Raw genomic sequence first — 16,453 nt, forward strand, 5'->3', positions numbered from 1 at the left:
GGACCTCGTGAAAGACACCACCCCGTACGCGTTCGTGGTCTCCGTGAACAACCCGGTTCCGGTGGCGGACCCACGGCCCGGGCACCTGCCACCCGACGCCGAGGCGGTCTCGACGGTCCGTGCGACGACCGCCCGCCGGCCCGAGGACACCCCGCTGGCCCGGGTGTTCACCCCGCGCAGCGGACAGCGCTGGAGCCGGCAGGCGCCGGTTCCCTTCTGGGTCGACGGCGGAGCGGACGGCGCCCCCTTCTGCTCCGCCCGCCCGGTCGCCCCGGACGTCTACGACGTCCACGCGGCCGACGGCACCCCGCTGGCCCGGGTCACCCGTCGCGCCGGCCGGCTGCTGCCCTGGCCCCGGCGGGTCCGGTGGTCCGCGGAGTTCGCCGGGGCGTCCCACGGGGTCAGCGGCAGAGCGGGCACGTGGTACGCGTGGCTGCTCTACGTCGTCACCGCACCCGTGTGGTTCGTCCTCGCGCTCGGCGCGGCCCTGTACTCGTTCTTCGTGGGCGAGGCGGACGACTACACGTTCGGCAGGCCGGCCCGGACCCGCTGGCGCTCGCGCGGTGCCGGGACGGTGCTGGACTACCGGGGCGTCAACAGGCTCTACCGCCTCGACCCCCGCGGGCTGGACCCCCGCGTCGCCTACGCCCTGGCGGTCCTGCACACGTGGGACCGCGAACGCTGACGGCCGCGTGCCCCGGACGAACCGCCTGTCAGTGGCCCCCCGCGTTGCGCAGCCGGGCGAAGGACGTGTCCAGGCCCTTCTTCAGCAGCCGGGACACGGGGCGTTCCACGCACCGGTGGACGAGGTAGCTCAGTACCAGGAAGCCGGCGATGACCGCGGCCACCAGGAGGCGGGCGTCCATGGTGTCGTGGAGGCGGTTGATGAGGGCGGTACCGGCCGCGTAGTGGACGAGGTAGAGGGGGTACGTCATGGCACCCGCCGTGACCAGCCACTTCCAGCGGATGCGGTCCGTGTACCCGAGCGCCACGGCGACCATGAAGAGCAGGAAGACGGTGAAGATCAGCACGCTCCCCCGCCAGCCGGAGACGTGCTCGACCTCCGCGATGCGGTTGCCGAGCTCCAGCTGGCCCATGAGCCACGCCATGGCGAGGATGCCCCACAGCAGGAGGTCCTGGCCGAAGCGGTGCATGAGGTACAGGGCGAGGCCCGCGATGAAGTACCAGGCGCCGTCCGGGTTGGCGATCAGCTCCAGCAAGGGCAGGCGGGCGACGGGCGCGAGCATCGCCACCGCGCCCCACAGGCAGCAGAACAGGACCACCCTGCGGTACGTCAGCCCCATGGCGACCACGACGAGGAAGAGCAGGTAGAAACGCAGCTCGGACCAGAGGGTCCAGTAGACGCCGTCGACGTTGGGTACGGCCGAGCCGGACTGGAGCATGGTCAGGTTGAGCAGCACCTCGCGCAGGCGGAGGCGTTCCCACACGCCCGGTACGGCGATCAGGACGGCCGTGGTGAAGACGACCGCGAACCAGTACGCCGGGTAGAGCCGGATCACCCGGGAGACGAAGAACTGGCGCGGGGTGCGCCCCCAGCACGACATGCAGATCACGAAGCCGCTGATCACGAAGAAGATCTCGACGCCGATCCAGCCGTAGGAGGCGAACCGGAACACCGTCGGCATGATCTCGGAGACCGGCCGGCCCCAGATCGGGTTGCCGGGGCGGTCGGCCCGCCAGGTCCCGGCGTAGTGGTGCACGGCCACCATCAGCGCGGCGAGCAGCCGGATGCCGTCGATGACGTACAGGCGTCCGCCCGACCGGGCGCGCCGCGACGGCCGTCCGGCGGGCGCGGCCGGATCGCTCGGCACGGTCACGGCGAGCGGCGGCAGCGGTTTGCTCGACCGCCCCGCGACTCGCCCCGTCATCCGTCCCGCGACCCGCTCGGGTATCGGTGTTCCACTGTCCGCCGCACGCACCATCCGTCCAGCCAAGAACACCGTTCACGACAGCGGTAGTGCTTTCAACGACTCGCCGCCAACGCCCCGTTCGGCGTTGGCGGCGAGTTCACCCGTACGTCAGATGACGCCCTGGGCGAGCATCGCGTCGGCGACGCGCTCGAAGCCGGCGATGTTGGCGCCCGTCACGTAGTCGCCGGGGGCACCGTAGCGCTCGGCGGTCTCGTGGCAGGTGGTGTGGATGTCGTTCATGATCTGCGTCAGCTCGTCCTCGACGCGCTCCGCCGACCACGACGTACGGGCGTGGTTCTGGGCCATCTCCAGGGCGCTGACCGCGACTCCGCCCGCGTTGGCCGCCTTGCCGGGGCCGAAGGCGACGCCCGAGCGCTGGAGGAGGTGGACGGCCTCGGGGGTGGTCGGCATGTTGGCGCCCTCGGAGACCGCCTTGACGCCGTTGCGGATCAGCGCGGCGGCGTCGTTCTCGTCGAGTTCGTTCTGCGTGGCCGACGGCAGCGCGATGTCGGCCGGGACCTCCCAGACCCGTCCGCCGGGCACGAAGCGCGCCGAGGAGCCCCGCCGCTCGGCGTAGGCGTCGACCCGGCCGCGTTCGACCTCCTTGATCTGCTTGAGCAGGTCCAGGTCGATGCCCTTCTCGTCGACGACGTAGCCGGACGAGTCCGAGCAGGTCACGGCGTTCGCGCCGAGGGCGGTCAGCTTCTCGATCGTGTAGATCGCCACGTTCCCGGAGCCGGACACGACCGCGGTCTGGCCCTCCAGGTCCTCACCGCGCTCCCGCAGCATCGCCGCCGCGAAGAGGACGTTGCCGTACCCGGTCGCCTCGGGGCGGATCAGCGAGCCGCCCCAGCCCGCGCCCTTGCCGGTGAGGACGCCGGCCTCCCAGCGGTTGGTGATCCGCCGGTACTGGCCGAACAGGTAGCCGATCTCCCGGCCGCCGACGCCGATGTCACCCGCCGGGACGTCCGTGTGCTCGCCGATGTGCCGGTACAGCTCCGTCATGAACGACTGGCAGAACCGCATGACCTCCGCGTCGCTGCGCCCGTGCGGGTCGAAGTCGCTGCCGCCCTTGCCGCCGCCGATGCCGAGGCCGGTCAGCGCGTTCTTGAAGATCTGCTCGAAGCCCAGGAACTTGATGACGCCCAGGTTGACGGAGGGGTGGAAGCGCAGACCGCCCTTGTACGGGCCGAGCGCGCTGTTGAACTCCACCCGGAAGCCGCGGTTGACCTGGACCCGCCCCTGGTCGTCCTGCCACGGCACCCGGAAGATGACCTGCCGCTCCGGCTCGACCAGCCGCTCGATGAGACCCGGCTCCGCGTACTCGGGCCTGGCCGCGACCACGGGGGCCAGCGTCTCCAGGACCTCGTGGACGGCCTGGTGGAACTCCGGCTGGGCCGGGTTGCGGTGTTCGATCTCGGTGAGCAGGTGGTCGAGCGTGGTCTTCGACTCGGATCGCGTCGTCACAGAAGCCCTTTCTGACACGGCTGACACCGGGACCGGGAGGGCGCCGGGAGGGGCGGCCGACGTTACTCCGGTCCGGTCCGGTGAAGGGCGCTCGGCGCCGTTGCCGCGCGCGGGGACACTTGAGTGTTACGCGCATGTAAACACCCTGGCCAGTGTTCGGTCTGCGCCCTGACCAGTATGTGAGACCAGGGCGTCACATACCGGCTCCCGGTGACGCACCGCGACGAAGGCGGCGGCCGGCCGCCCGGGTTACGCGTCGCCGTTGAGCATCGCCGCCGTGAGGACGTTCCCGGCGACGCCCCAGCCGCCGTCGGCGACCTCGTCCACGAGGACGACGGTGGTGGCGCGGGCCCGCTCGCCGTAGATCTCCGCGTACAGGTCGGTGGTGCGCTCGACGATCTTCCGCTTGTCCTCGGCGGTGACGGTGCCCGCGGGGACCTTGAAGTGGGCGAAGGGCATGTCAGACCAGCCCTCCGTTGGCGCGCAGGACCTGGCCGTTCACCCAGTGTCCGGCGGGGCTGCTCAGGAAGGCGACCACGGCGGCGATGTCCTCCGGGGTGCCCAGCCGCTCCAGGGGCGGGGTCTTGGCGAGCTGCTCGATCCGCTCGGGCGTCTTGTCCGCGAGGAACAGGTCCGTGGCCGTGGGTCCGGGGGCCACGGCGTTCACCGTGATGTCCCGGCCGCGCAGCTCACGCGCCATGATCAGGATCATCGCCTCTACAGCGCCCTTGCTCGCCGTGTATGCCCCGTAGGTCGGGAACTGCGCGCCGACCACGGAGGTCGAGAACCCCACGAAGGAGCCGCCCGCCCGCAGCCGCCGGGCCGCCTGCTGGGCGACGACGAAGGTGCCGCGGATGTTGGTGCGGTGCATGGCGTCCAGTGCCGCCAGGTCCAGGTCGGCGATGGTCGACAGGGTCATCCGTCCGGCCGAGTTCACCACCACGTCGACGCCGCCGAACTCCTCCTCCGCCCGGTCGAACAGCGCGGCGACCTCCTTCTCCTCCGCCACATCGGCCTGTACGGCGATCGCCCGCCCGCCGGCGGCGGTGATCGCGGCCACCGTCTCCTCGGCGGCCCCGGCACCGTGGGCGTAGTTCACGACGACGGCCAGGCCGTCCTGGGCGAGCTTCTCGGAGACCGCCCGGCCGATGCCGCGGGATCCGCCGGTGACGACGGCGACGCGTACGGCCGCGGGGGTCGGGTTCTGATTCGTGTTCGTGGTCATGACTCCACGATGCGCCGCGGCGGCCCGCGCAGCCAGGGGATGACATCCCCTGGGTCGGCGGCCCGGCCCGGCGCAGAATGGACGGCATGAGCGCTGTGAAGTACGCCGAGCTGGGAGCGTTCCTGCGGTCGCGGCGGGAGCGCATCCGCCCGGCCGACGTCGGGCTCCCGGCCGGGCCGCGGCGCCGGGTGCCGGGGCTGCGCCGCGAGGAGGTGGCCCAGCTCGCCGGGGCGTCGGTGGACTACTACAACGAGCTGGAGCGCGGGGCCGGATCCCAGCCGTCCGAGCAGATGATCGCCGCGCTGGCGAGGGCGCTGCGGCTGTCCGCCGACGAGCGGGACTACCTGTACCGGCTCGCGGACCGGCCGGTGCCCGTGCAGGGCGGGGCCGCCTCGCACGTGCACCCCGGCATGCTCGACCTGCTCGGTCGGCTGACCTCGACCCCGGCGCAGGTGATCACCGACCTGCACGTCACCCTCGTACAGAATCCGCTGGCCGTGGCGCTGGTCGGGGACCAGTCCGGTTTCCGGGGGCCCCGGGCGAGCTTCGTCCACCGGTGGTTCACCGAGCCCGACGCCCGGCTCCTGCATCCCGAGGCCGACCACGAGAGCCAGTCCCGCGCCTTCGTCGCCGACCTGCGGGCCGCCGCCGCGCGCAGGGACGCGAAGGACCCGGAGGTCGGCGCGATGATCCGCACGCTGCTCGACGTCTCCCCCGAGTTCGCCGCGCTGTGGGCCGACCATGACGTGGCCTTCCGGCGCGACGACCGCAAGCGCATCGTGCACCCCACGATCGGCGTCATCGAGGTCAACTGCCTCAACCTGTTCAGCGAGGACGGACGACAGCGACTGCTCTGGTTCACCCCGGCCGTCGGGACGGACAGCGCGGGGCTGCTGGAGCTGCTGGCGGTCGTCGGGACGCAGGAGGTCGTCAGCGCTCCGACGCGTACGGAAGGAAGTGCGTCCAGGCAGCGGGGGTGAGGGCCAGGCGGGGACCGTCGGTGTGCTTCGAGTCGCGGACGTGGACGGTGCCGGGGGTGAGGGCCAGTTCGACGCAGGAGTTGCCGTCGTTTCCACCGCTGTAGCTGCTCTTGAACCACGCCAGCTCGGAGACGGCAGTGGTCTTGCGGATCATGTTTCTCCCAGCAGTTGCTCGACGAAGGCCAGCGATTCCCGAGGTGAGAGCGCCTGAGCCCGGATGGTGCCATACCGCAGCTCAAGAATGCGCAGGTGCTTGGGATCCGGGGTCGGTCGACCGTTGAAAGCACCGTCGGAGCGGCCCACCGCCGTACCGTCCGGGAACTTCAGCAACTCGATCCGTCCGTCCAAGCCGGAGTGGGTGTCGCAGTTCATTGGCATCACTTGGAGCACGACGTTGTGCAACCGCCCCACCTCCAGCAGACGTTCAAGCTGCTGACACCAGACCATTGTGCCGCCGATGGGACGCCGCAGAACCCCCTCTTCCAGGACGAAGCTGAGCGCTGGAGCAGGAGAGCGTTCGAAGACTGACTGCCGGGCCAGACGAGCGGCCACCATCCGTTCGACATCGTCCGGTGAGTACGGTGGCTGCGCTGCCCCGATCACAGCTCGTGCGTGGTCCCGCGTTTGCAGCAGACCCGGGATGATGTGGCACTCGTAGAGGCCGATCTCGACCGCTCTGGCCTCCAACTGGCCCAGCTCCCGGACCTTCTTCGGGTACCGGACCTTCTTCACGTCCTCCCACGTCGCCGCGATGAGCCCGCCCGCGCCCAACACCTCGTCGGCTCTGTCCAGATACTCCTGCCGGGGAATCCGCTTGCCGCCCTCGACCTTGTAGACGAGGTCCTCCCCGTACCCGACGGCCACTCCGAAGTCGGCAGCCCGCATCCCCACCGCCTCGCGGCGGAGTTTCAACTGCCGTCCCACCGTGGCGATGACCGCGACGCCCCACTCGTCGTCAGGGTCCACCTCCCACCCCGGCTCGTCCACCTCGACCGCCATCCCGCGCCCCTTCGTCGTACTCGCAGCGTTGCCCCAGCGCCCTACCCGCAGGCCCCTCCCGACAGCACCGACACCACCGGACAACGACCGGACAGTGACCGTACGTACCCGCTGAGTCACTTCTCACGGTACGCAGGCGCCGCCACGCTGAGTGACGTGAATCAGGAATCCGCCGAACTCGCGACGTCCGTACGCAACTTCAGCCTGCTGCTCTCCCCCACGCCACGCGGTGCCCGCCTGGCCCGCCTGCTCGCGACCGAACAGCTCCGTTCCTGGGGAGTGCCGCTGGACCCGGCACGGCACGTCGTCGCCGAGCTGGCAGCCAACGCGGCGGACCACGGACGCGTACCCGGCCGCGATTTCCGGCTCACGCTGTACGTCGTCGGCGACACCCTGCGCATCGAGGTCACGGACACCCGGGGCGAACGGCTCCCCGAGCTCCGAACACCCGACCCCGACGCGGAATCGGGCCGCGGCCTGCTGCTGGTGGAGGCGTTCGCCCACCGCTGGGGAGTGACGGAGGGCCGCTTTCCGCACAAGACCGTGTGGGCCGAACTGCGTTTCACGCCACCGGAACCCACGTTCTGAGGTTGCGGCGCGGTCGGTGCCCGACCAAGGGCGGGCGGGTGAACATCACCGGCTCAGCTGGATTTCCGAGCCCTCGGCTCCCCTACGCTCAGCGCACACGACCGCAAAAAGGTCGGCCCCCGCGGGGACTGGCATCCCAGTGCGAGGGCCTGACCACCAAGGAAGATTGGCCCTTCCCGATGGATAGCACAAGGAGCTGTCCCTCCTCGCGATCGGCCTCGGCTGCCACATCCAGTCGCTCCCCGCAGGGGCCGTAGTGCGCGGGCCCGCTCACGCCACCGTCGACACGCAGAACGGATGCCCCGCCGGGTCCAGCAGCACCCGCCACCGTTCCGGGTCCGGCTGGAAGTCGGGCTTCGTGGCGCCGAGGGTCAGCAGCCGTGCCTCGGCCGCGTCCAGGTCGTCGGCGCCGAGGTCGATGTGGGCCTGCTTCTCCTGCGCGGGGTCCGGCCAGGTGGGCCGGCGGTAGTCGGCCAGACGGTTGAAGCCGAGGCCCGGCGAACCGTCCTTCTGACCGAGCAGGACGAAGTCGTCGGTGGAGAAGACGACGGACAGGCCGAGGGCCTCGCCGTAGAAGCGGGCCATGTCCGCGGGGTCGGGGCAGTCGAAGGTGACGGCCGAGTAGCGGAGCGCGGGCGCGGTGTTTTCCGTGGTGGTGGTCATGGAGGGAACGGTAGGACGCGACCAGGACAGATTCGGTCCTGGTCATGCGACGGCGTGTGGAAGACTTCGCCGACATGCTGAGTACGTCCGCCCGTCTGCTGCGGCTGGTCTCCCTGCTGGCCGTCCGGCCCACCTGGACCTGCGGTGAGCTGGCCACCCGCATCGAGGTCACCGAGCGGACGGTGCGCCGGGACATCGCCCGGTTGCGCGAGCTCGGCTACGCCGTCGAGTCCGACCCCGGCCCCTGGGGCGGCTACCGCCTGCGCCCCGGCACGAGTACGCCGCCGCTGATCCTGGACGACGAGGAGGCGCTCGCCGTGGCCGTCGGGCTGCGGGAGGCCGCCCTGAGCGGGGCGCTCGGTGGTGATCAGGCGGCCCTGTCGGCGCTGCTGAAGCTGCGGCAGGTGCTGCCCCGGCGGGTCGCGGACCGGCTGGGCGACATGGACGCCGCCTTCGTCCAGACCCCGAGGACCGACGAGCCGCAGGTCCCGCCCGGCATGCTGCTGGAACTGGCCACCGCCTGCCGCCGGGCCGAGCGCGCCCGGCTGTCGTACCGCGACTGGGAGGGGCGGGCCACGATCCGGGACGTCGACCCGTACCGCCTGGTCCACACCGGACGCCGCTGGTACTTCGTGGCCCGCGACGTGGAGCGGGACCGGTGGCGGACCTTCCGGGCCGACCGCGTCCAGCGGCTCCAGCCCACCGGACGCCCGGTGGAGATCACCGACCCGCCCGACCCGGCGCTGCTCGTCTCCCGCTCCACCGCCACCGGCCCCTACCCGCTGTGGGCGACGATCCGCCTCCCGATCCCACTCGACCAGGCACTGCGGCTCATCCCGTCCACCGTCGGCACCCACCGCGCCGAGGGCCCCGACACCACGATCGTCGAGGTCGGCGGCCCCACCCCCGAGGGCCTGGCCACATACCTGCTCGGCCTGGGCACACCTCTGCACGTCCTGGCCCCGGACTCCGTACGGGACGCACTGGTACGGCACGCGCGGCAGCTCGTCGAGGACAACACGGACGTGGAGTCCTGACCGCTGTTCCCGGTCTGCCGACGGGACAGCTCTCAACAATGGTCCGAACCAACCCCTTGCCCCCACCCCTCCCGCGTCGCAAGCTCCCCTCATGGAGCTGGAGTTGCGGCATCTCAGGACGGTCCGGGCCATCGCCGACGCCGGCAGCCTCACCAGGGCGGCGACGGCGCTCGGGCTCGCGCAGCCCGCGTTGAGCGCACAGCTCAAGCGGATCGAACGCGCCCTGGGCGGTGCCCTGTTCGAGCGTGGCCGGCACGGCGTGCGGGCCACCGCGCTGGGGGAACTGGTGCTGGAGCGCAGCCGGATCGTGCTGCCCGCGGTCACCGAACTCCAGCAGGAGGCGGCCAGGTTCGCCCGCGCGGCCCCGCGCACCGCCGAGCGGCTCCGGCTGGGCGGCACCCACGGCCCCCTGCTGGGCGCCCTGGTGGACCGGCTGGCGGGCGTGGCACCGGACGCCCGGATGACGACCTGTACGTCCTGGTCGGAACGGGAGCTGGCCGAGCAGCTCGTCGAAGGGCGGCTGGACTTCGCCCTCGCCGGGACCTGCGGGTCGGCGGCCCCGCCCGGCGCGGAGGGCCTGGTCTGGCGGGAGGTCGCCGTCGACCCGGTGTTCGTCATGGTGCCCGACGGTCACCCGCTCGCCCACCGCCCCGAGCTGGACCTGACCGAGCTGGCCGGCGAGGAGTGGGCCTGCGTGCCCGGTGACGGCTGCTTCGGGGACTGCTTCACCGCGTCCTGCGCCCGCGCCGGGTTCACTCCGCACCGCATGTACGAGACGGACACCGCCTCCCTGGTGCACCTCGTGCAGGTGGGCCGGGCGGTGGGGCTGTGCCGGGCGACGTTCCCGACCACGCCCGGCCTCGTTACCCGGCCCCTCACCGGCACGCCCCTGGCCTGGCGGCACCTGCTCGGCTGGCACGCCGGGACCCAGCGGCAGGACACCGCCGCCACCGTCCTCGCGCAGGCCCGCATCGCCCACGCGGGCGTCGCCGCGGGCAGCGACAGCTACACCGCGTGGCTCTCGGCGCACGGCGACGCGGCGGCCGTGGGCTGAGCCCCGGGGCGCCCCCCGGGGTTCCATAACGCCGGGGAGAGGGCCGGCCGGTGTCTTATGCCCACCGGCCGGCCCTCCCTACGGTTTCGGCACCTCCCCACCGAGACCGAGGAGTTCCCCATGTCCTCCCTGTCCTCCGTGTCCCCGCGACACACCAGGGCAAGAGCCGCGGGCGCCGCCCTCGCGGCGACGGCCGCCCTGCTCGTGGCCGGGCTCAGCGGCTCCGCGAGCGCCGGGGCGGCCGAGGCCGCGCAGCCGCCGGCGCCCTCCGCGGCACAGACCCTCCGCACCGACGCCGCCCCGCCCGCCCTGCTCCGCGCCATGCAGCGCGACCTCGGCCTGGACCGGCAGCAGGCCGAACGGCGCCTGGTGAACGAGGCCGAGGCGGGCGCCGTGGCGGGCCGCCTGCGGACAGCGCTCGGCGGCGACTTCGCGGGCGCCTGGGTGCGGGGCGCCGAGTCCGGCACACTGACCGTGGCGACGACCGACGCGGGCGACGTCGGCGCGATCGAGGCACAGGGTGCCGAGGCGAAGGTCGTACGCCACTCGCTGGCCGACCTGGACGCGGCCAAGGCCCGCCTGGACCGGACGGCGACCGGCCGGAACACCGCCGACGCGCCCGTCTGGTACGTCGACACGCGCACCAACACCCTCGTCGTGGAGGCCGTACGCCCGGCCGCGGCCCGTGCGCTGCTGGCCGCGGCCGGGGTCGACAAGTCCCTCGCCCGCGTCGAGAGGCGCACCGAGCGTCCCCGCACCTTCTACGACCTGCGGGGCGGCGAGGCGTACTACATCAACAACAGCGGACGCTGCTCGATCGGCTTCCCGGTCACCAAGGGCACCCAGCAGGGCTTCGCCACCGCCGGTCACTGTGGCCGGGCCGGCGCCGGCACGAGCGGCGCCAACCGGGTCGCCCAGGGCACCTTCCAGGGCTCGGTCTTCCCCGGCCGCGACATGGCGTGGGTGGCGACCAACTCCAGCTGGACGGCGACCCCGTACGTCAACGGCGCCGGCGGGCAGAGCGTCCAGGTCGCCGGATCCACGCAGGCGACGGTCGGCTCCTCCGTGTGCCGCTCCGGTTCGACGACCGGCTGGCACTGCGGCACCGTCCAGCAGCTGAACACCAGCGTCAGCTACCAGGAGGGCACCGTCTCCGGCGTCACCCGCACCACGGTGTGCGCCGAGCCCGGTGACTCCGGCGGCTCGTACATCTCCGGCAGCCAGGCCCAGGGCGTCACCTCGGGCGGCTCGGGCAACTGCAGCAGCGGCGGCGAGACCTTCTTCCAGCCGATCAACCCGCTCCTGACGAACTACGGGCTCACCCTGAAGACGTCCGGTGACGGCGGCGGCCCCGAGGAGCCCCCGCCCGGCGGCGGCACCTGGGCGGCCGGCACGGTCTACCAGCCGGGCGACACGGTGACGTACGGCGGTGCCACGTACCGCTGCCTCCAGGGCCACCAGGCCCAGCCGGGCTGGGAGCCGTCGAACGTCCCGGCCCTGTGGCAGCGCATGTGATCCACTGACCGCCCCACGGGGGACACGGGGGCAGGGCCCGGGTGCGCAGCGGGAGAGCGCCCGGGCCCGTCCGTGTTCAGGTGCGCATGACGGTGCCGCACTCCGTCTGCCCCTGGTCGATCGGCCGGCTGCGGTCGTACGGGTCGACGGTCGGGCCGCCGCCCTGCTCACCGGTGTAGACGTCGTCGGGGAAGGTGGGTTCCAGATAGCCTCCCTCGTCCTCGCACGAGTCGTTGGCCCGGTCGACGTTGTACTCGAAGAGCCTCAGTTTGCCCGCCGTGGCCTGCCACTGCCCCGGGTCCGACAGCAGCATCGTGACCTGGCGGCGCACGATGGTCCGGGTCACGGGGCTGAAGTCCTGCCCGGCACGTACGAGGGGATAGACGAAGGTGTAGTCCGCGTGCACCTCCACCTGGCCGGGATCACCGGCGGTGAAGCTCATGTGGCCCCTGACCTTGACCGTGTCGCCCAGCACACGCACCTCGGCCGGGTCGAAGCGGCTGAAGAACATGGTGGGGTCGTCGTCCCGCGTGGGACCGGTCAGCGCCCGCTCCATCCGCGACCGCATCTCCGAGTCCAACGGGTCCAGTACGTCGAACGCGGCGGTGGGCCGCGCCCCGCGCAGCACGGCGGGATCGATGTTGCTCGCCACCAGGAAGTCCTTCGTGCGGCGCAGCGCCAGCTCCACGTCGGCCTTGCTCATCCCGCCGGTCGCCTTCGCCCGCGGCAGCTCGATGGCGTCCGCACCCTCCGCCCACCGCTCCGCCGGCGAGCCGAGGAACGGCCGCTCGTGAGTGGGCTCCTCGGGCAGGGCCGCGCCGCCGGGTGCGGTGCTGGGCAGTGCTGTCTCCGCGGGCAGCGGCGACCCGGCGGCTCCCGACGGCTCCTCGGGTATTCCGTCGAAGACCAGTGAGGGCTTCACGACGAGCACGGCGACCGCGACGGCCACCAGCACCCCGACGGCCGACTTGATCCGACGCCGGCGGCTGCGCCCGCCGTTCGTCTCCTGCCACGCCGGACCCGTCCGCCACCCCGGCGGCTGCGCCGGTGGCGCGGCCTTCTCCCGCCTCCACCGCCGGCCGCCGGAGGCCGCCGCCGCCTCGTCCTGCGCCCGCAGCCGCTCCGTCACCATCCGCGCCCGCGCGGACGGCTCCTTGGGCGCCGCGGCGCCCCCCGCGGCGGCCTCCCGCAGGAACGCGTCCAACTGTTCGTCGGAGAGGGACGGCGACGGTTCCCGGTCGTCGGGACGCTCGGGGGGCGGGACAGTGCTCACGGGCTCGCTCTCGTGGTCCGGTGCGAAACTCTCGCCGGTCAGTGATCGAACCAGTGTTCCCGATCTTCACAGGGCGCCCACAGACGTCGGCGCGAGCCGTGATCCAACCGGTATCGACGGACCACGCGAAAGGACCCGCGCGACCGAAGTCGTGCGGGTCCTCTCAGGCATCAAGCCCAGGTCAGGTCATGCGACCCACCAAGCAAGCGGAGCTTACTTGTTGATCTTGGTGACCTGGCCGGCGCCCACGGTCCGGCCACCCTCACGGATGGCGAACTTCAGGCCCTCTTCCATGGCGACGGGCTGGATGAGCTCCACCTTCATCTCGGTGTTGTCACCCGGCATGACCATCTCGGTGCCCTCGGGGAGGGTCACGACGCCGGTCACGTCCGTCGTACGGAAGTAGAACTGCGGACGGTAGTTGTTGAAGAACGGCGTGTGGCGGCCACCCTCGTCCTTGGACAGGATGTAGGCCTGCGCCTCGAACTCGGTGTGCGGGGTGACCGAGCCCGGCTTGATGATGACCTGGCCGCGCTCGACGTCCTCGCGCTTGATACCGCGAAGCAGCAGACCGACGTTCTCACCGGCCTGGCCCTCGTCGAGGAGCTTCCGGAACATCTCGATGCCGGTGACCGTGGTGGTGGTCTTCTCGGTCTTGATGCCGATGATGTCGACGGTCTCGTTGACCTTGAGGACACCACGCTCGATGCGGCCGGTGACGACCGTACCGCGACCGGTGATGGTGAAGACGTCCTCGATCGGCATCAGGAACGGCTTGTCGACGTCGCGCTCGGGCTCCGGGATCGACTCGTCGACGGCCTTCATCAGGTCGAGGACGGACTGGCCCCACTCCTTGTCGCCCTCAAGGGCCTTCAGAGCGGACACCTTGACGACCGGCAGGTCGTCGCCCGGGAACTCGTACTCGGAGAGGAGCTCACGCACCTCGAGCTCGACGAGCTCCAGGATCTCCTCGTCGTCCACCATGTCGGCCTTGTTCAGCGCGACGACGATGTACGGGACGCCGACCTGGCGGGCCAGGAGCACGTGCTCCTTGGTCTGCGGCATCGGGCCGTCGGTGGCGGCGACCACGAGGATGGCGCCGTCCATCTGCGCCGCACCCGTGATCATGTTCTTGATGTAGTCCGCGTGACCGGGGCAGTCGACGTGGGCGTAGTGACGCGTCTCGGTCTGGTACTCGACGTGCGCGATGGAGATGGTGATACCGCGCTGGCGCTCCTCGGGAGCCTTGTCGATCTGGTCGAAGGCCGAGGCCTCGTTCAGGTCCGGGTACGCGTCGTGCAGCACCTTGGTAATGGCGGCCGTGAGGGTCGTCTTACCGTGGTCGATGTGACCGATGGTGCCGATGTTGACGTGCGGCTTAGTCCGCTCGAACTTCGCCTTCGCCACGGGGGTCCTCCTGAGAGTGGTTCTGGTACGCCTTACTCATCGGCGCCAGGTGATCTTTGCTGGGAAACCCGGACCCGGGTCATTCCGCCGGGTTGGCGACGGAATGACCCTTGCAGGCTCCGGGGTCAAGCCTAAAGCGTGTGAACGGGGTCCGTTAAACGGAGTAGACCGTTACTCGCCCTTGGCCTTCGCGATGATCTCCTCGGCGACGTTCCGGGGAACCTCGGCGTAGGAGTCGAACTGCATCGAGTAGCTTGCGCGACCCGACGTCTTGCTGCGGAGGTCGCCGACGTAGCCGAACATCTCCGACAGGGGCACGAGGCCCTTCACGACGCGGGCACCCGCCCGCTCCTCCATGGCCTGAATCTGGCCACGGCGGGAGTTGATGTCGCCGATGACCTCACCCATGTAGTCCTCGGGCGTGGTGACCTCGACGGCCATCATCGGCTCCAGGAGCACGGGCGAAGCCTTGCGCGCGGCCTCCTTGAAGGCCTGCGAACCGGCGATCTTGAACGCGAGCTCGGAGGAGTCGACCTCGTGGTAGCCACCGTCGATGAGCGTGACGCGGACGCCCGTCATCTCGTAGCCGGCCAGGATGCCGAACTGCATGGCCTCCTGCGCACCGGCGTCCACCGAAGGGATGTACTCCTTCGGGATGCGGCCACCGGTCACCTTGTTCACGAACTCGTACGAGGCGTCGCCGCCCTCGATCGGCTCGATCGCGATCTGCACCTTGGCGAACTGACCGGTACCACCGGTCTGCTTCTTGTGGGTGTAGTCCACGCGCTCGACGGCCTTGCGGATCGTCTCACGGTAGGCGACCTGCGGCTTGCCGACGTTGGCCTCGACCTTGAACTCACGGCGCATACGGTCGACCAGCACCTCGAGGTGCAGCTCGCCCATACCACCGATGATGGTCTGGCCCGTCTCCTCGTTCGTGTGAACCTGGAAGGACGGGTCCTCCTCGGCCAGACGCTGGATCGCGACGCCCAGCTTCTCCTGGTCGCCCTTCGACTTGGGCTCGATGGCGACCTGGATGACCGGCGCCGGGAAGTCCATGGACTCCAGGATCACCGGGCTCTTGTCGTCGGACAGCGTCTCACCGGTGGTGGTCTGCTTCAGGCCCATGACGGCGACGATGTCGCCGGCGCCCACCGAGTCGATCTCCTCACGCTTGTTGGCGTGCATGCGGTAGATCTTGCCGATGCGCTCCTTCTTGCCCTTGACCGAGTTCAGCACCGCGGTGCCGGACTCCAGGCGGCCCGAGTAGACCCGGACGAAGGTGAGCTTGCCGAGGTGCGGGTCGCTCATGATCTTGAAGGCGAGCGCGGCGAGCGGCTCGTCCTCAGACGGCTTGCGCTTGACGACGACCTCGGGGTCCTTGACGTCGTGACCCTCGATGGCCTCGACGTCGAGCGGGGTCGGCAGGTAGCGCACGACCGCGTCGAGCAGGGGCTGAACGCCCTTGTTCTTGAACGCGGTGCCGCAGAACACCGGGGTGACCGTGGTGTCGCTGGACTTGCCGGAGGCGATGGTGATGCGACGGATCGCGGCGTACAGCTGCTCCTCGGTGGGCTCCTGGCCCTCCAGGAACAGCTCCATGATCTCTTCGTCGTTCTCGGCGACGGCCTCGACCAGCTTCCCGCGCCACTCCTCGGCGGCCTCGGTGTGCGTGTCGGGGATGTCGACGACGTCGTACATCTCGCCCTTGGCGGCCTCGGCGGACCACACGAGCGCCTTCATGCGGACCAGGTCCACGACGCCCTTGAAGTCGGCCTCGGCGCCGATCGGGAGCTGCATGACGAGCGGCTGGGCGCCCAGGCGGTCCGAGATCATGTCCACGCAGCGGTGGAACTCGGCGCCGGTACGGTCCAGCTTGTTGACGAAGCAGATGCGGGGCACGCCGTAACGGTCGGCCTGACGCCACACCGTCTCGGACTGCGGCTCGACACCGGCGACACCGTCGAACACGGTCACGGCACCGTCGAGCACACGCAGGGAACGCTCCACCTCGACGGTGAAGTCGACGTGCCCCGGGGTGTCGATGATGTTGATCGTGTAGTCGTTGTCCTCGAGCGGCCAGTGACAGGTGGTCGCAGCAGACGTGATCGTGATGCCACGCTCCTGCTCCTGCTCCATCCAGTCCATGGTGGCAGCGCCGTCGTGGACCTCACCGATCTTGTACGACACACCGGTGTAGAACAGAATCCGCTCGGTGGTGGTCGTCTTGCCCGCGTCGATGTGGGCCATGATCCCGATGTTGCGGACCTTGGCCAGGTCAAGTGAAGTGGTAGCCATAAGGCTTCAGTCTTCT

At 70.8% G+C, this 16,453-nt stretch carries 16 protein-coding genes; 6 read left to right on the forward strand and 10 right to left on the reverse strand.

The window, feature by feature from the left end; translation table 11 throughout:
* Positions 1 to 7 precede the first annotated feature (7 nt).
* A complete protein-coding gene (locus tag IEZ05_RS07230) occupies positions 8 to 685 on the forward strand; it encodes a hypothetical protein (RefSeq protein WP_189229146.1) in 678 nt (225 codons plus the stop codon).
* Between the two features lie 28 nt (positions 686 to 713).
* Here IEZ05_RS07230 and IEZ05_RS07235 read toward each other — a convergent pair whose 3' ends face one another.
* The 4 genes from IEZ05_RS07235 to IEZ05_RS07250 all read right to left on the reverse strand — a co-directional run bounded on the left by IEZ05_RS07235 (position 714) and on the right by IEZ05_RS07250 (position 4,623).
* Positions 714 to 1,889 (reverse strand): acyltransferase family protein, encoded by a 1,176-nt coding sequence (locus IEZ05_RS07235; RefSeq protein ID WP_189229147.1) that lies wholly within the window; start codon positions 1,887 to 1,889, stop codon positions 714 to 716.
* 150 nt (positions 1,890 to 2,039) lie between these two features.
* Positions 2,040 to 3,398: an NADP-specific glutamate dehydrogenase gene (gdhA, locus tag IEZ05_RS07240; protein ID WP_189229148.1), complete on the reverse strand. Its 1,359-nt coding sequence runs from the start codon at positions 3,396 to 3,398 to the stop codon at positions 2,040 to 2,042.
* Positions 3,399 to 3,647: 249 nt separating this feature from the next.
* Positions 3,648 to 3,857, reverse strand: coding sequence for a 4-oxalocrotonate tautomerase family protein (locus tag IEZ05_RS07245; protein WP_189229149.1), 210 nt, complete (start codon positions 3,855 to 3,857; stop codon positions 3,648 to 3,650).
* A 1-nt stretch (position 3,858) separates the two neighbouring features.
* On the reverse strand, positions 3,859 to 4,623 hold the full coding sequence (locus tag IEZ05_RS07250) for an SDR family oxidoreductase (protein ID WP_189229150.1): 765 nt from the start codon (positions 4,621 to 4,623) through the stop codon (positions 3,859 to 3,861).
* 77 nt (positions 4,624 to 4,700) lie between these two features.
* Here IEZ05_RS07250 and IEZ05_RS07255 point away from each other — a divergent pair, with 77 nt between their 5' ends.
* Positions 4,701 to 5,603, forward strand: a complete 903-nt coding sequence (locus tag IEZ05_RS07255; RefSeq protein WP_189229151.1) for a helix-turn-helix transcriptional regulator — start codon at positions 4,701 to 4,703, stop codon at positions 5,601 to 5,603.
* Here IEZ05_RS07255 and IEZ05_RS07260 read toward each other — a convergent pair.
* Both IEZ05_RS07260 and IEZ05_RS07265 read right to left on the reverse strand, forming a co-directional pair.
* Positions 5,554 to 5,757, reverse strand: a complete 204-nt coding sequence (locus IEZ05_RS07260; protein ID WP_189229152.1) for a DUF397 domain-containing protein — start codon at positions 5,755 to 5,757, stop codon at positions 5,554 to 5,556. The two genes, IEZ05_RS07255 and IEZ05_RS07260, sit on opposite strands and share 50 nt — an antisense overlap.
* The gene (locus tag IEZ05_RS07265) at positions 5,754 to 6,602 is read right to left on the reverse strand and encodes a helix-turn-helix domain-containing protein (protein WP_189229153.1); all 849 of its coding nucleotides are present in this window, start codon (positions 6,600 to 6,602) and stop codon (positions 5,754 to 5,756) included. The genes IEZ05_RS07260 and IEZ05_RS07265 overlap by 4 nt, the downstream gene beginning before the upstream one ends.
* A gap of 156 nt (positions 6,603 to 6,758) precedes the next feature.
* Here IEZ05_RS07265 and IEZ05_RS07270 point away from each other — a divergent pair, with 156 nt between their 5' ends.
* The gene (locus IEZ05_RS07270; protein ID WP_189229154.1) at positions 6,759 to 7,190 is read left to right on the forward strand and encodes an ATP-binding protein; all 432 of its coding nucleotides are present in this window, start codon (positions 6,759 to 6,761) and stop codon (positions 7,188 to 7,190) included.
* Between the two features lie 270 nt (positions 7,191 to 7,460).
* Here IEZ05_RS07270 and IEZ05_RS07275 read toward each other — a convergent pair whose 3' ends face one another.
* Complete coding sequence (locus tag IEZ05_RS07275; RefSeq protein ID WP_189229155.1) at positions 7,461 to 7,853, reverse strand: VOC family protein; 393 nt, start codon at positions 7,851 to 7,853, stop codon at positions 7,461 to 7,463.
* A gap of 74 nt (positions 7,854 to 7,927) precedes the next feature.
* On the opposite strand from IEZ05_RS07275, the gene IEZ05_RS07280 reads away from it, so the two are divergent.
* The 3 genes from IEZ05_RS07280 (at position 7,928) to IEZ05_RS07290 (ending at position 11,459) form a co-directional block, all read left to right on the forward strand.
* The gene (locus IEZ05_RS07280; RefSeq protein ID WP_189229233.1) at positions 7,928 to 8,890 is read left to right on the forward strand and encodes a helix-turn-helix transcriptional regulator; all 963 of its coding nucleotides are present in this window, start codon (positions 7,928 to 7,930) and stop codon (positions 8,888 to 8,890) included.
* A gap of 91 nt (positions 8,891 to 8,981) precedes the next feature.
* The gene (locus IEZ05_RS07285; RefSeq protein WP_189229156.1) at positions 8,982 to 9,944 is read left to right on the forward strand and encodes a LysR family transcriptional regulator; all 963 of its coding nucleotides are present in this window, start codon (positions 8,982 to 8,984) and stop codon (positions 9,942 to 9,944) included.
* Positions 9,945 to 10,064: 120 nt separating this feature from the next.
* Positions 10,065 to 11,459 carry an alpha-lytic protease prodomain-containing protein gene (locus IEZ05_RS07290; RefSeq protein ID WP_189229157.1) on the forward strand — a complete coding sequence of 465 codons (1,395 nt, stop codon included), beginning with the start codon at positions 10,065 to 10,067 and terminating at the stop codon, positions 11,457 to 11,459.
* A gap of 76 nt (positions 11,460 to 11,535) precedes the next feature.
* Here the strand turns inward: IEZ05_RS07290 and IEZ05_RS07295 are convergent, their stop codons facing one another.
* The 3 genes from IEZ05_RS07295 to fusA form a co-directional block, all read right to left on the reverse strand.
* On the reverse strand, positions 11,536 to 12,732 hold the full coding sequence (locus IEZ05_RS07295) for a hypothetical protein (RefSeq protein WP_189229158.1): 1,197 nt from the start codon (positions 12,730 to 12,732) through the stop codon (positions 11,536 to 11,538).
* 213 nt (positions 12,733 to 12,945) lie between these two features.
* Positions 12,946 to 14,139 carry an elongation factor Tu gene (tuf, locus tag IEZ05_RS07300; protein WP_030572546.1) on the reverse strand — a complete coding sequence of 398 codons (1,194 nt, stop codon included), beginning with the start codon at positions 14,137 to 14,139 and terminating at the stop codon, positions 12,946 to 12,948.
* A gap of 171 nt (positions 14,140 to 14,310) precedes the next feature.
* Complete coding sequence (gene fusA / locus IEZ05_RS07305) at positions 14,311 to 16,437, reverse strand: elongation factor G (protein WP_189229159.1); 2,127 nt, start codon at positions 16,435 to 16,437, stop codon at positions 14,311 to 14,313.
* Between the last annotated feature and the right edge of the window lie 16 nt (positions 16,438 to 16,453).

The sequence above is a fragment of the Streptomyces flaveolus genome (genome assembly GCF_014648815.1).
Classification (GTDB): Bacteria; Actinomycetota; Actinomycetes; order Streptomycetales; family Streptomycetaceae; genus Streptomyces; species Streptomyces flaveolus.

Coding starts and splice junctions, on each gene's coding strand:
- IEZ05_RS07260 (WP_189229152.1), bottom strand. CDS start 5,757: ATGATCCGCAAGACCACTGCCGTCTCCGAGCTGGCGTGGTTCAAGAGC.
- IEZ05_RS07250 (WP_189229150.1), bottom strand. CDS start 4,623: ATGACCACGAACACGAATCAGAACCCGACCCCCGCGGCCGTACGCGTC.
- IEZ05_RS07245 (WP_189229149.1), bottom strand. CDS start 3,857: ATGCCCTTCGCCCACTTCAAGGTCCCCGCGGGCACCGTCACCGCCGAG.
- IEZ05_RS07280 (WP_189229233.1), top strand. CDS start 7,928: ATGCTGAGTACGTCCGCCCGTCTGCTGCGGCTGGTCTCCCTGCTGGCC.
- IEZ05_RS07285 (WP_189229156.1), top strand. CDS start 8,982: ATGGAGCTGGAGTTGCGGCATCTCAGGACGGTCCGGGCCATCGCCGAC.
- fusA (WP_189229159.1), bottom strand. CDS start 16,437: ATGGCTACCACTTCACTTGACCTGGCCAAGGTCCGCAACATCGGGATC.
- IEZ05_RS07235 (WP_189229147.1), bottom strand. CDS start 1,889: ATGACGGGGCGAGTCGCGGGGCGGTCGAGCAAACCGCTGCCGCCGCTC.
- IEZ05_RS07265 (WP_189229153.1), bottom strand. CDS start 6,602: ATGGCGGTCGAGGTGGACGAGCCGGGGTGGGAGGTGGACCCTGACGAC.
- IEZ05_RS07290 (WP_189229157.1), top strand. CDS start 10,065: ATGTCCTCCCTGTCCTCCGTGTCCCCGCGACACACCAGGGCAAGAGCC.
- IEZ05_RS07255 (WP_189229151.1), top strand. CDS start 4,701: ATGGACGGCATGAGCGCTGTGAAGTACGCCGAGCTGGGAGCGTTCCTG.
- IEZ05_RS07275 (WP_189229155.1), bottom strand. CDS start 7,853: ATGACCACCACCACGGAAAACACCGCGCCCGCGCTCCGCTACTCGGCC.